Here is an 11851-nt window from a genome sequence, read left to right as displayed (position 1 = left end):
CCGGCCCGGCCCGTACCGCGCTGCCCGGCCCGGCCAGTACCGCCCGGCCTATACCGCCCCGCCCCGCCCCGGCAAACACCTTGCGTCCGCGCCCGCCCCGCACCCGCCAACTCCCGTGCGCCCGCGCGCGGAAGCCGTACGCCCGCGCATCCCCCTCACGCGCCCGCGCGGCGCCGCTCCGCGCCCGGGCGTGGGACCCGCACGACCAAGCCCCCCTGAAGCGCCGCAGGCCCCCCGCATCCCTTTGCACGCGGCGTCGTTTGGACATACGTGCACGCATACGACACCCCGCCCCGCCGGTCGACCGCCCTCACCCCCGTACCGCTCGCCCGGCCGGGGCAGGACGGCACCGGCACGCCCTCGGCCACGCCGATCTACGACACGCTCTACGCGGAGTGGGTCAAGACCTTCCGCACGCTGCCCGGCGACCGCAGCGGCGAGGAGGACCTGGAGTTCACGGCCTTCGGCAGCCTTCCGCAGAGCACGGGGTCGTACGGCGGGCACCGGCCGGGTTCGTTCAGCAGTTCCTACAGCGCCTACAGCGCGGGGGCGTACAGCGCGCGCCAGCAGTCGCAGTCGCAGTCGCAGTGGCAGCGGGTGGGCACGATCGGGCGCCCGCAGGAGCCCGAGGCGCCGCGTCAGGAACGGGCGGCGCTGCCCCCGGCCCCACGCCAGGGCAGCTGAGGAGACGCCGAAGGGCGGCCTCCGGTTCTGAGAGGAACCGGGAGCCGCCCTTCGGTCGTGCCCGTTACTTCTTCTTGTTCTTGGCGCCGCGCTTCTCGCGCACCCGCACCGAGATGTGGATCGGGGTGCCCTCGAAGCCGAACTCCTCGCGCAGACGGCGCTCGATGAAGCGCCGGTAGCCCGCCTCGATGAAGCCGGAGGCGAAGAGGACGAAGCGCGGGGGCTTGGTGCCCGCCTGGGTGCCGAACAGGATGCGCGGCTGCTTGCCGCCCCGGACCGGGTGCGGGTGGGCGGCGACCAGCTCGCCGAGGAAGGCGTTCAGCCGGCCGGTGGGGACGCGCGACTCCCAGCCGTCGAGCGCGGTCTCGATCGCCGGGACCAGCTTCTCCATGTGGCGGCCGGTGCGGGCGGAGACGTTGACGCGCGGGGCCCAGGCGATCTGGCCCAGCTCGGTCTCGATCTCGCGCTCCAGGTAGTAGCGGCGCTCCTCGTCGAGGTTGTCCCACTTGTTGAAGGCGACGACGACCGCGCGGCCGGACTCGACGGCCATGGTGATGATGCGCTGGTCCTGCACCGAGATGTTCTCGGTGGCGTCGATCAGGATGACCGCGACCTCCGCCTTCTCCACGGCGGCGGCCGTGCGCAGGGAGGCGTAGTAGTCGGCGCCCTGCTGGAGATGGACGCGCTTGCGGATGCCCGCGGTGTCCACGAACTTCCAGGTCTTGCCGCCCAGCTCGATCATCTCGTCGACGGGGTCGCGGGTGGTGCCCGCCATCTCGTTGACGACGACGCGCTCCTCGCCCGCGACCTTGTTCAGCAGGGAGGACTTGCCGACGTTCGGGCGGCCGATCAGGGCGATGCGGCGGGGACCGCCGACACCGGCGCCGCCGAAGGTCTGCGCGGGCGCCTCGGGCAGCGCCTCCAGGACGGCGTCCAGCATGTCGCCGGTGCCGCGGCCGTGCAGCGCGGAGACCGGGTGCGGCTCGCCGAGGCCCAGGGACCACAGGTAGGCGGCGTCGGACTCGCCGGAGAGGCCGTCGACCTTGTTGGCGGCCAGCACGACCGGCTTGCCGGCCTTGCGCAGCAGCCGGACGACCGCCTCGTCGGTGTCGGTGGCGCCGACCTTGGCGTCCACCACGAAGACGACCGCGTCGGCGGCCTCGATCGCGTACTCCGCCTGGGCGGCCACGGAGGCGTCGATGCCGAGGACGTCCTGCTCCCAGCCGCCGGTGTCGACGACCTTGAAACGGCGGCCCGCCCATTCGGCCTCGTAGGTGACTCGGTCGCGGGTGACGCCCGGCTTGTCCTCGACGACCGCCTCGCGGCGGCCGATGATCCGGTTCACCAGGGTCGACTTGCCGACGTTCGGGCGGCCGACGACGGCGAGCACGGGGAGGGGGCCGTGGCCCGCCTCCTCGATGGCGCCCTCGACGTCCTCGATGTCGAAGCCCTCTTCCGCGGCGAGCTGCATGAACTCCGCGTACTCGGCGTCGCCGAGAGCCCCGTGCTCGTACTCGTGCTCGGCCGAGCCGTCGGGCTGGTTCTGGTCGCTCATGAAGTCCGTACCTCGTCGTCGTTCGTGGTGATCGGTGGAAGTGACCCGATTCGGGCCGGTTCCACTACTCAAGTGTCGCCCAGCGCCCGGTCAGGCGCCTGGCGTTTTCCAGGTGCGCGGTGAGCCGCTTCTGGATGCGCTCGGTCGCCTCGTCCAGCGCCTTGCGCGTACGCCGCCCAGAGCCGTCGCCCGCTTCGAACGGGTCTCCGAAGACCACGTCCACGCGGGAGCGCAGCGGCGGCAGGGCCTTGATCAGGCGGCCGGACCGCTCGGAGCTGCCGAGTACGGCCACGGGCACGATCGGCGCCCCGCTGCGCACCGCGAAGTAGGCGAGGCCCGCGCGGAGCGAGGCGAAGTCGCCCTCGCCCCGGGTGCCCTCCGGGAAGATGCCAAGGACGCCGCCGCTCTCCAGGACGCCGAGCGCCCGGGCGATGGCGGTGCGGTCGGCGCTGGTGCGGTCCACCTTCAGCTGGCCGATGCCGGTCAGGAAGGGGTCCAGCGGGCCGACGAACGCCTCCTGCTTGATCAGGAAGTGCGTCGGCCGGGGCGCCACGCCCATGACCATGGGGCCGTCGATGTTGTGCGAGTGGTTGACGGCGAAGATCACCGGGCCGCTCGCGGGCACCTTCCAGGCGCCCAGCACACGCGGCCGCCACAGGCCGTACATCAGGCCGACGCCGATGCGCCGGCCGATCTCGGCGCCCTGCTCGGAGGGCCGCCGCTGGTCGGAGGGCCGTGCCGGGTCGCTCACTTCCCGGCCCGCTTCTCCTCGACCAGCGTGACGACGCACTCGATGACCTGGACGAGGGTCAGCTCGGTCGTGTCCACCTCGACCGCGTCGTCCGCCTTGGCGAGCGGGGAGGTCTTGCGGCTGGAGTCGGCCGCGTCCCGCTTGATCAGGGCCTCGCGGGTGGCGTGGACGTCGGCGCCCTTCAGCTCACCGCTGCGGCGGGCCGCACGGGCCTCCGGGGAGGCGGTGAGGAAGATCTTGAGGTCGGCGTCGGGCAGCACGGTCGTGCCGATGTCGCGGCCCTCGACGACGATGCCCAGCTCGGCGGCCGCGGCGATCGTGCGCTGGAGCTCCGTGATCCGGGTGCGCACCTCGGGCACCGCGCTGACCGCGCTGACCTTGGAGGTGACCTCCTGGGTGCGGATCGGGGCGGCCACGTCGTAGCCGTCCACGGTGATCGTGGGCGCGGACGGGTCGGTGCCGGAGACGATCTCGGGCTTCCCGGCGACGGCGGCGATCGCGGTCGGGTCCTCCAGGTCGATGCCGTTGGTCACCATCCACCAGGTGATGGCCCGGTACTGGGCGCCGGTGTCCAGGTAGCTGAGGCCGAGCTGCGCCGCGACGGCCTTCGACGTGCTCGACTTGCCCGTGCCGGAGGGACCGTCGATCGCGACGATCACGGGCTCGGTCGGGGCGGCGCCGTTTTCCACGGGAGGGCACCTTCCTGGTGAAGGGTGGTCGGTGGGTCGGGACGCGAGGGCGCCCCGCACAAGGTTACTGGGTGTGGGTCACTCGTACGGACGTACGTCCGCCCCGGGACCGGCCGGGACCTGCGCTGCCGGACCCGCGCCGCCGGACCCGCACTACTGCCGCAGCGCCCAGCCCCGCTCGCGCAGCGCCTCGGTCAGGACCGGCACCGCCTTGGGCTCGACGCTCAGCTGGACGAGACCGGCCTGCTGCCCGGTGGCGTGCTCGATGCGCACGTCCTCGACGTTGACCCCGGCGCGGCCCGCGTCCGCGAAGATGCGGGCGAGCTGGCCGGGCTGGTCGTCGATGAGGACGGAGACGGTCTCGTAGGCGCGCGGGGCGGAGCCGTGCTTGCCGGGGACCCGGACCTGTCCGGCGTTGCCGCGCCGCAGCACGTCCTCGATGCCCGCGCCGCCCGCGCGCCGCTTGTCCTCGTCGGAGGACTGCAGGGCACGCAGCGCGCGCACGGTCTCGTCCAGGTCGGCGGAGACGTCCGCGAGGAGGTCGGCGACGGGGCCGGGGTTGGCGGAGAGGATGTCGATCCACATCCGGGGGTCGGAGGCGGCGATCCGGGTGACGTCGCGGATGCCCTGCCCGCACAGCCGTACGGCGGCTTCCTCGGCGTTCTCCAGACGGGCCGCGACCATGCTGGAGACCAGGTGGGGCATGTGGGAGACGAGGGCCACGGCGCGGTCGTGGGCGTCGGCGTCCATGACGACCGGTACGGCGCGGCAGTGCGAGACCAGTTCCAGGGCGAGGTTCAGCACCTCGGTGTCGGTGTCGCGGGTGGGGGTGAGCACCCAGGGGCGGCCCTCGAAGAGGTCGGCGGTGGCGGCCAGCGGGCCGGACTTCTCGCGCCCCGACATGGGGTGGGTGCCGATGTACGCGGAGAGGTCGAGGCCGAGCGCCTCCAGCTCGCGGCGGGGGCCGCCCTTGACGCTGGCCACGTCGATGTAGCCCCGGGCCACACCGCGGCTCATGGCGTCGGCGAGGACGGCGGCGACGTGCGCGGGCGGGGCGGCGACGATCGCGAGGTCGACGGGGCCCTGGGGCGGCGCGTCGGTACCGGCGCCGAGCGCGGCGGCGGTGCGGGCCTGCTCGGGGTCGTGGTCGGCGAGGTGGACGACGACGCCCCGCTGGGTGAGGGCGAGCGCGGCGGAGGTGCCGATGAGGCCGGTGCCGATGACGAGTGCGGTCCTCACCAGGCGCCGCCCTCGTGCCGGACGGCGCTGACGTGGAAAAGGCCGCCAGGGCGCCGCGTGTGACCGGCCTCGTCCCACCGCCGCGGGACCGCCCCCCGGACCGCTCGTACCGCCACTGCCCTGCTCCTCACTGGCTCGCGCGCCGACCGGTCCCGGCGCGCTGCGTAGGCGACCAGCCTAGTCAGCCCGCGCGGCCCGGACGGACCACCGGTGGGGCCGATCCGGTGACGGGAGGCTTGCGCTTCCTTCGTCCCGGCCCTCATCGGTGCCAAAATGCCCGGGCATCCGGCTTTCCTCACCTTTTGCGGCCCGTCCGTCGCCGATGGACGGCGCGACGTACGTTCGGAGTGACGACATGACCCAGCCCGCGACACGGCGCACGCTTCTCGCGACGGGCGCCGCCACGCTCGCCGTCTGCTGTGTGGGATGCGGCGGCGACGGCTCGGCGGGCTCCGCCGAGGCGACCCCCGAGAGCACGGGCGGCGAGCACGGCTCCGCCGCGGCAGCTCAGGCGCTGGCGCGGACCAGTGATATCCCGGAGGGCGGCGGCAGGATCTTCGCGGCCGAGAAGATCGTGGTGACACAGCCGGTCAAGGGCGAGTACAAGGCGTTCTCGGCCGTCTGCACCCACCAGGGCTGCGCGCTGAACCAGGTCGCGGACGGCACGGTGGACTGCCCGTGCCACGGCTCCAAGTTCCGCATCACCGACGGCTCGGTGGCCCAGGGCCCCGCCACCCAGCCACTGGCCGCCAAGCCGATCAAGGTGCGGGGAAACTCGATCACGCTGGGGTGATCCCCCCGCGTACGCTCGCGCCATGCACCCCGCCGACCTGGTCCGTGACCACACCGTCTACGCCTGTGTCATGGGCTCGCGCGCCTTCGGCCTGGCCACCGACGCGAGCGACACCGACCGGCGGGGCGTCTTCCTCGCCCCCACTCCCCTGTTCTGGCGCTTCGAGAAGCCGCCGACCCATGTCGAGGGCCCCGGCGAGGAGCGGTTCTCCTGGGAGCTGGAGCGCTTCTGCGAACTCGCCCTGCGCGGCAACCCCAACATCCTGGAGTGTCTGCACTCGCCCCTGGTGGAGCAACTGACCGACACGGGCCGTGAGTTGCTCTCCCTGCGGGGCGCGTTCCTCTCCCGCCGGGTGCACGCCACCTTCACCGGGTACGCCCTCGGCCAGCGCCGCAAGCTGGACGCCGACATCCGCACGACCGGCGCCCCCCGCTGGAAACACGCGATGCACCTCCTGCGCCTGCTGACGAGCGCCCGCGACCTCCTGCGCACCGGCGAACTCCACCTGGACGTGGGCGCGGAGCGCGAGTCCCTCCTCGCGGTGAAGCGCGGCGAGATCCCCTGGCCGGAGATCGAGTCCCGCATGACCCGCCTGGCGGAGGAGACCGACGAGGCCCTGCTCCGCACCCCGCTCCCGGAGGACCCGGACCGCGCCCGCGTGGCCGACTTCCTCTACCGCGTCCGCCGGGACTCAGCCCAGTCGCAGGCGCACCACGAACGCGTGGAGGGCGTCCTGCGCGGTGACGGCGTCCGGCAGGACTGAGGCGGCCTGGGCCTCGTCGAGCCGGACGTGCAGCCGCTCGACGTCGGCCCGTACGCGCTCCCGGTCGACCCCGGCGTCCCCGTGCTCCCGCTCGGCCTTGGCCGCGATCAGCTCGGGCAGATAGCCGGGCGCCTCCAACTCACCGAGCAGCGTGGGTAGATGGGCCTCGACCTCACCGCTGCCCATCAGATGGATGCCGGTGAGCAGCACGCGGAACGTGTAGAGCAGGGGCTTGAGTTCGCCGGTCTTCTCGAACAGCCGCCACTGGGTGCCCGCGAACCCCCGGTAGTGGTGGGCATGGTGGCTGGTGAGAACGCCCGGCGCGAGCGCGGCCAGTTCCTTGTGGGCGTCGGTGGTGTGGACGACCAGGGGCGAGAGGAGCTGCTCCAGCACATAGCCGTTGCGGCGGAGCATCAGCCGGACGAACTTGCGCAGGTCGTGGGTGACGAGGTCCATCTCGACGCCGTCCCGGACCCAGTCCCGTGAGCGGGTCTCCTCCGGCTCGCGCAGTCCGACCAGGTCGGCGGCGGGCAGCAGGTGCACGCCGCGCAGGTCCACGTCGGAGTCCCGGGACGGGAAGCCGTAGAGGTGGGCCCCGGAGACGGTCGCGAACAGCAGGGGGTGGGGCTGTTCCGCGACCACGGGCGTCAGGTCCATGCCGAGAGCGTCGATCATGGGCCTAAGCATCCCAGAGCGTGCCCAACTCCAGCAGATCAGCCCGGTACTCGATGCGCTCCGCCCATGCCTCCGGCCAGGCGTCCGCGCCGAGCCAGGCGCCCGCGAAGGCCCCCGCGAGGCAGGCGATGGAGTCCGAGTCGCCTGCGGTGCAGGCGGCGCGGCGGAGGGCCAGGACCGGGTCGGCGGGGAACCACAGGAAGCAGAGCAGGCCGGTGGCCAGGGCCTCCTCGGCGATCCAGCCCTCACCGGTGGCGAGGCAGGGGTCGGTCTCCGGGGAGACCGTGCGGACCGCGTCCCGGAGGCGGTCGAGGATGGCCAGGCACTCGTCCCAGCCCCGGGCGATGAAGTGTTCGGGGCCGGGGTCCTGGGACCGGGTCCACAGGTCGCCGAGCCAGGTGTGGTCGTAGTGGGTGCGGCGGTCGAGGGCGTAGGAGCGCAGACGGCCGACCAGTCCGGTGGGGTCGGTGCCCTGGGCGAGGAGCCACACGGCGTGCGCGGTGAGGTCGGAGGCGGCGAGCGCGGTGGGGTGGCCGTGGGTGAGGGCGGACTGCAACTGAGCGGCCCCGGACCGCTGTTCGGGGCTCAGGCCGGGTGCCAGGCCGATCGGCGCGACCCGCATGTTGGCGCCGCACCCCTTGGAGCCGACCTGGCTGGCGTCCTGCCAGAGCCGCCCCTCCTCCTTGAGCAGCTCGCACGCCGTCAGACAGGTCCGGCCGGGCGCGCGGTTGTTCTCCGGCGACTGGTACCAGTCCACGAACTCCTCGCGCAGCGGCCGCTCCAGCCGCTTCGGCGCGAGATGTCCCCGCCCCATGGCCGTCCGCAGGGCGCGTCCCAGCGCGAGGGTCATCTGCGTGTCGTCGGAGACGAAGGCGCGGCCGGGCAGCTCCATCTCCCGCCAGGGACCGCACTTGGCGAGGATCGACGGCACATCGTTGAACTCGGTCGGAAATCCCAGGGCGTCGCCGAGGGCGAGGCCGAGCAGGGAACCGGTGGCGGCGCGCTTGGTGGTCATGCGGTACGTCCTTCCGGGGACGGCCGGAGCAACGGCGGATGGAGGGCGGTGGCGGTGCCCGCGCGGTAGAGGGCGGCGGGCTTGCCCCGGCCGCCGGTCAGCCGGGCGGCGCCGGGTACGGGTTCGACGAAGCCGGGCGTGGCGAGCACCTTGCGGCGGAAGTTGGGGCCGTCCAGCGGGGTGTCCCAGACGCTCTCGTAGACCTGCCGCAGCTCCGCGAGCGTGAACTCGGGCGGGCAGAAGGCGGTGGCGACGAGGGTGTTCTCCAGCCGCGCGCCGACGCTCACGTGGGCGTCGGCCAGGATGCGGTCGTGGTCGAAGGCGAGCGGCTCGGTGCGGCCGTACGGCACCCAGCGGGCGCGGGCCGCGTCGCCGCCGCCACGCGGTTCGGGCGCGTCGGGCAGCAGGGCGGTGAAGGCGACCGAGACGACCCGCATCCGGGGGTCGCGGCCGGGCTCGCTGTAGGTGCGCAGCTGCTCCAGGCCGAGGCCCGGCAGGTCGCGCAGCCCGGTCTCCTCGGCGAGTTCGCGCCGGGCGGCGGTCTCGGCGGACTCGTCGGGCAGCAGAAAGCCGCCGGGCAGGGCCCAGCGGCCGGTGTACGGCTCCTGGCCGCGTTCGACGAGGAGGACGTGCAGGGCGCCGTCCCTGACGGTCAGGACGGCGAGGTCGACGGTGACGGCGAAGGGTTCGTACGCGTGCTTGTCGTACTCCATCGCCGCCCCCTCGTGGTCCAGCTTTATGGTCAACGCGACTAATAGTCAGGGTGACTATAAAACTGGGCCACGCGGGCGGCAAGCCCCTCTTCGGAGATCCTTAGAGGTCGACTTCCTTCATCAGCATGCCGACCTCGGTGTTGGACAGGCGGCGCAGCCAGCCCGACTTCTGGTCGCCGAGGGTGATCGGGCCGAAGGAGACGCGGACCAGCTTGTCGACGGGGAAGCCCGCCTCCGCCAGCATGCGGCGCACGATGTGCTTGCGGCCCTCGTGCAGGGTCACCTCGACCAGGTAGTTCTTGCCGGTCTGCTCGACGACGCGGAAGTGGTCCGCGCGCGCGTACCCGTCCTCCAGCTGGATGCCGTCCTTCAGCCGCTTGCCGAGGTCGCGCGGGATCGGGCCGACGATGTGCGCGAGGTAGGTCTTCTTCACGCCGTACTTCGGGTGGGTGAGGCGGTGCGCCAGCTCGCCGTGGTTGGTGAGCAGGATGACGCCCTCGGTCTCCGTGTCGAGACGGCCCACGTGGAAGAGCCGGGTCTCACGGTTGGTGACGTAGTCCCCGAGGCACTGGCGTCCGTCCGGGTCCTCCATGGTGGAGACGACACCGGCGGGCTTGTTCAGCGAGAAGAACTGGTACGACTGGGTGGCGACGGTCAGGCCGTCGACCTTGACCTCGTCCTTCTCCGGGTCCACCCGGCGGCCCTGCTCCAGGACGATCTCGCCGTTGATCTCGACGCGGGCCTGCTCGATCAGCTCCTCGCAGGCACGCCGGGAGCCGTAGCCCGCGCGCGCGAGCACCTTCTGCAGGCGCTCACCCTCCTGCTCGGCACCGGGGAAGGTCTTGGGCAGCTTGACGTCCTTCTTGCCCGCGTACCGCTCCCGGTTCCGCTCCTCGGTCCGGGTCTCGTACTCACGCGACCGCGCGGGGGCCGTACGGCCGCGCCCGGCGCTCTGGGACTGCTTGGGGCCGCCCTTGGCGCCGCCGCGCGCCGCACCGCCCCGGCCCGCCTTGGGGCCGTCCTTCGTGGCGCCCGGGCCGACGTCGTAGCGGCGCTCCTCCGGGCGGGGCTTGCGGGGGCGGCCGCCCTGCCCCTGGCGCTCGTCCCGGTTGTCGCCGGCGCCGCGATGGTTCCCGCGTCCGCTGTTCCTGTCGCTGCCGCTGCTTCGCATCAAGGTTTCCGTCTTAGTCGTCTGCGTACTGACCGCCGGGCGCGTCGGGCGCGTCCGGGTCGAACGACGGGACACCCTCCTGGCTCTCGGCCTCGATCGCCGCCGCTTCCGGGAGGAAGGGGGCGAGCTCCGGAAGCTCGTCCAGGCCGCGCAGGCCCAACCGCTCCAGGAAATACTCCGTCGTCACGTACAGGATCGCACCTGTTTCGGGTTCCGCGCCCGCCTCGCGGACCAGACCGCGCTGGAGCAGGGTCCGCATCACGCCGTCGCAGTTGACCCCGCGCACCGCGGAGACCCTGCTGCGGCTGACCGGCTGGCGGTACGCGACGACCGCGAGCGTCTCGAGAGCCGCCTGGGTGAGGCGGGCGGTCTGGCCCTCCAGGGCGAGGCGTTCCACGGCGGGGGCGTACGCGGCACGGCTGTAGAAGCGCCAGCCGCCCGCGACGTTGCGCAGCTCGAAGCCGCGGCCCTGGGCGGTGTAGTCGTCGGCGAGTTCCCTGAGGGCGTCGGCAACGGCACGCCTGGGGCGCTCCAGGAGGCGGGCGAGACGCTCCTCGGAGGCGGGCTCGTCCACGACCATCAGGACGGCCTCCAGGGCGGGCTTGAGGTCGAGCCCGGCGACGGTCCGGTCGGCGGCGGTCTCGTGGTTCACGTCTTCTGCTCCTCGGCCTTCTCGTCCTCGGCCTTCCCTGCGGGCCGGTCGAACTCGTCGGTGACCAGGGGTACGGCCTCGTCCTCGCCGGTCCAGCGGACCAGCAGGGTGCCGAGGGCGGCCTCCTGCTCCAGGGCGACGGCCTTCTCGCGGTACAGCTCCAGCAGGGCGAGGAAGCGGGCCACGACCGTGAGGGTGTCGTCGGTGTCGGCCACCAGCGCGCGGAAGTCGGTCTCGCCGAGTTCCCGCAGCCGGGCGACGACGATCCCGGCCTGCTCCTGCACGCTGACCAGCGGCGCGTGGATGTGATCGACGTACACCTGCGGCTCCGCCTTCGGCTGCATCGCCTTGACCGCGAGCCGCGCGAACCCCTCGGGCCCGATGCTGATGACGACCTCGGGCAACAGCTCGGCGTGATGCGGTTCGAGCCCGACGGTACGGGGATGCCTGCGGCCCTCGTCCTCCAGCCGCTCGTTGAAAATATCCGCGATCCGTTTGTAAGCCCGGTACTGCAACAACCGCGCGAACAACAGATCCCGGGCCTCCAGGAGAGCGAGATCCCCCTCGTCCTCCACCTCGGCAGCGGGCAGCAGCCGGGCGGCCTTGAGATCGAGCAGCGTGGCGGCGACCACCAGGAACTCGGTGGTCCGGTCCAGATCCCAGTCCGCCCCCATGGCCCGGATGTGCGCCATGAACTCATCGGTGACCTTGGAGAGCGCCACCTCGGTCACGTCCAGCTTGTGCCGCGAGATGAGCTGCAGGAGCAGATCGAACGGCCCCTCGAAGTTGTCGAGCCGCACCGTGAAGACAGTGCCGTCCTCGGAGTCACCGGGGGTGTCACCGGCGTGGGACGCGGGCGCCCCTTCCGGACGCGGAACCGACCCGGCGGCGGCCCCCGGCGCGGACTCGGCCTCGCCCGAAGCCGCCGCAGGCAGGCCGCCGACAGCCCCTGGCCCGGTCTCGGTGTCCACCGCAGTCGTGGCAGGCGGCCGGGCGACTGGTCCCGATGTGCGCTCCGGGCCACCCGTGGCCGTCGCAGGAGACCCGACGACGGCTCCCGGCACGAACTCGGCGTCCACCGATGCCCCGGCGGCAGCCTCGGACACCGGCTCGGACCCGCCACCAGGCGCCGCAGGCGACTTCGCGGCGGA

At 72.9% G+C, this 11851-nt stretch carries 13 protein-coding genes; 3 read left to right on the top strand and 10 right to left on the bottom strand.

Annotated features, from left to right (window positions below):
* Positions 1-270 precede the first annotated feature (270 nt).
* On the top strand, positions 271-684 hold the full coding sequence (locus GTW40_RS31015) for a hypothetical protein (RefSeq protein ID WP_161183458.1): 414 nt from the start codon (positions 271-273) through the stop codon (positions 682-684).
* A gap of 64 nt (positions 685-748) precedes the next feature.
* Here the strand turns inward: GTW40_RS31015 and der are convergent, their stop codons facing one another.
* From der to GTW40_RS30995, 4 genes are all read right to left on the bottom strand, one after another.
* Complete coding sequence (der, locus tag GTW40_RS31010; protein ID WP_161183457.1) at positions 749-2239, bottom strand: ribosome biogenesis GTPase Der; 1491 nt, start codon at positions 2237-2239, stop codon at positions 749-751.
* 64 nt (positions 2240-2303) lie between these two features.
* Positions 2304-2906: a lysophospholipid acyltransferase family protein gene (locus tag GTW40_RS31005; RefSeq protein ID WP_161183460.1), complete on the bottom strand. Its 603-nt coding sequence runs from the start codon at positions 2904-2906 to the stop codon at positions 2304-2306.
* Between the two features lie 80 nt (positions 2907-2986).
* Positions 2987-3679, bottom strand: a complete 693-nt coding sequence (cmk, locus tag GTW40_RS31000) for a (d)CMP kinase (RefSeq protein WP_161183456.1) — start codon at positions 3677-3679, stop codon at positions 2987-2989.
* 153 nt (positions 3680-3832) lie between these two features.
* A complete protein-coding gene (locus tag GTW40_RS30995; protein WP_161183455.1) occupies positions 3833-4918 on the bottom strand; it encodes a prephenate dehydrogenase in 1086 nt (361 codons plus the stop codon).
* A 355-nt stretch (positions 4919-5273) separates the two neighbouring features.
* Between GTW40_RS30995 and GTW40_RS30990 the strand changes: the two genes are divergently transcribed.
* Both GTW40_RS30990 and GTW40_RS30985 read left to right on the top strand, forming a co-directional pair.
* Positions 5274-5711, top strand: a complete 438-nt coding sequence (locus GTW40_RS30990; RefSeq protein WP_161183454.1) for a Rieske (2Fe-2S) protein — start codon at positions 5274-5276, stop codon at positions 5709-5711.
* Positions 5712-5733: 22 nt separating this feature from the next.
* Positions 5734-6474, top strand: coding sequence for a nucleotidyltransferase domain-containing protein (locus GTW40_RS30985; RefSeq protein WP_161183453.1), 741 nt, complete (start codon positions 5734-5736; stop codon positions 6472-6474).
* On the opposite strand, the gene GTW40_RS30980 is transcribed toward GTW40_RS30985, so the two are convergent.
* The 6 genes from GTW40_RS30980 to GTW40_RS30955 all read right to left on the bottom strand — a co-directional run bounded on the left by GTW40_RS30980 (position 6403) and on the right by GTW40_RS30955 (position 11806).
* Positions 6403-7149, bottom strand: a complete 747-nt coding sequence (locus GTW40_RS30980; RefSeq protein ID WP_161183452.1) for a nucleotidyltransferase domain-containing protein — start codon at positions 7147-7149, stop codon at positions 6403-6405. The two genes, GTW40_RS30985 and GTW40_RS30980, sit on opposite strands and share 72 nt — an antisense overlap.
* A 4-nt stretch (positions 7150-7153) precedes the next feature.
* Entirely contained in the window at positions 7154-8164 is a 1011-nt protein-coding gene (locus tag GTW40_RS30975) for an ADP-ribosylglycohydrolase family protein (protein WP_161183451.1), read from the bottom strand.
* Positions 8161-8877, bottom strand: a complete 717-nt coding sequence (locus GTW40_RS30970) for an NUDIX domain-containing protein (RefSeq protein WP_161183459.1) — start codon at positions 8875-8877, stop codon at positions 8161-8163. The genes GTW40_RS30975 and GTW40_RS30970 overlap by 4 nt, the downstream gene beginning before the upstream one ends.
* A 100-nt stretch (positions 8878-8977) precedes the next feature.
* The gene (locus GTW40_RS30965; RefSeq protein ID WP_161183450.1) at positions 8978-10048 is read right to left on the bottom strand and encodes a pseudouridine synthase; all 1071 of its coding nucleotides are present in this window, start codon (positions 10046-10048) and stop codon (positions 8978-8980) included.
* Between the two features lie 13 nt (positions 10049-10061).
* Complete coding sequence (gene scpB / locus GTW40_RS30960) at positions 10062-10700, bottom strand: SMC-Scp complex subunit ScpB (RefSeq protein WP_161183449.1); 639 nt, start codon at positions 10698-10700, stop codon at positions 10062-10064.
* Positions 10697-11806 (bottom strand): ScpA family protein, encoded by a 1110-nt coding sequence (locus GTW40_RS30955; protein WP_343245830.1) that lies wholly within the window; start codon positions 11804-11806, stop codon positions 10697-10699. The genes scpB and GTW40_RS30955 overlap by 4 nt, the downstream gene beginning before the upstream one ends.
* Positions 11807-11851 lie beyond the last annotated feature (45 nt).

Origin of the sequence: Streptomyces sp. SID4985, assembly GCF_009863025.1 — a bacterium.
Taxonomy (GTDB): Bacteria; Actinomycetota; Actinomycetes; order Streptomycetales; family Streptomycetaceae; genus Streptomyces.
The sequence above is the reverse complement of the archived record's forward strand: the minus strand, read 5'-3'. Positions and strand labels throughout refer to the sequence as shown.

Coding starts and splice junctions, on each gene's coding strand:
- der (WP_161183457.1), bottom strand. CDS start 2,239: ATGAGCGACCAGAACCAGCCCGACGGCTCGGCCGAGCACGAGTACGAG.
- GTW40_RS31005 (WP_161183460.1), bottom strand. CDS start 2,906: ATGTACGGCCTGTGGCGGCCGCGTGTGCTGGGCGCCTGGAAGGTGCCC.
- GTW40_RS30990 (WP_161183454.1), top strand. CDS start 5,274: ATGACCCAGCCCGCGACACGGCGCACGCTTCTCGCGACGGGCGCCGCC.
- GTW40_RS30985 (WP_161183453.1), top strand. CDS start 5,734: ATGCACCCCGCCGACCTGGTCCGTGACCACACCGTCTACGCCTGTGTC.
- GTW40_RS30980 (WP_161183452.1), bottom strand. CDS start 7,149: ATGATCGACGCTCTCGGCATGGACCTGACGCCCGTGGTCGCGGAACAG.
- GTW40_RS30975 (WP_161183451.1), bottom strand. CDS start 8,164: ATGACCACCAAGCGCGCCGCCACCGGTTCCCTGCTCGGCCTCGCCCTC.
- GTW40_RS30970 (WP_161183459.1), bottom strand. CDS start 8,877: ATGGAGTACGACAAGCACGCGTACGAACCCTTCGCCGTCACCGTCGAC.
- GTW40_RS30965 (WP_161183450.1), bottom strand. CDS start 10,048: ATGCGAAGCAGCGGCAGCGACAGGAACAGCGGACGCGGGAACCATCGC.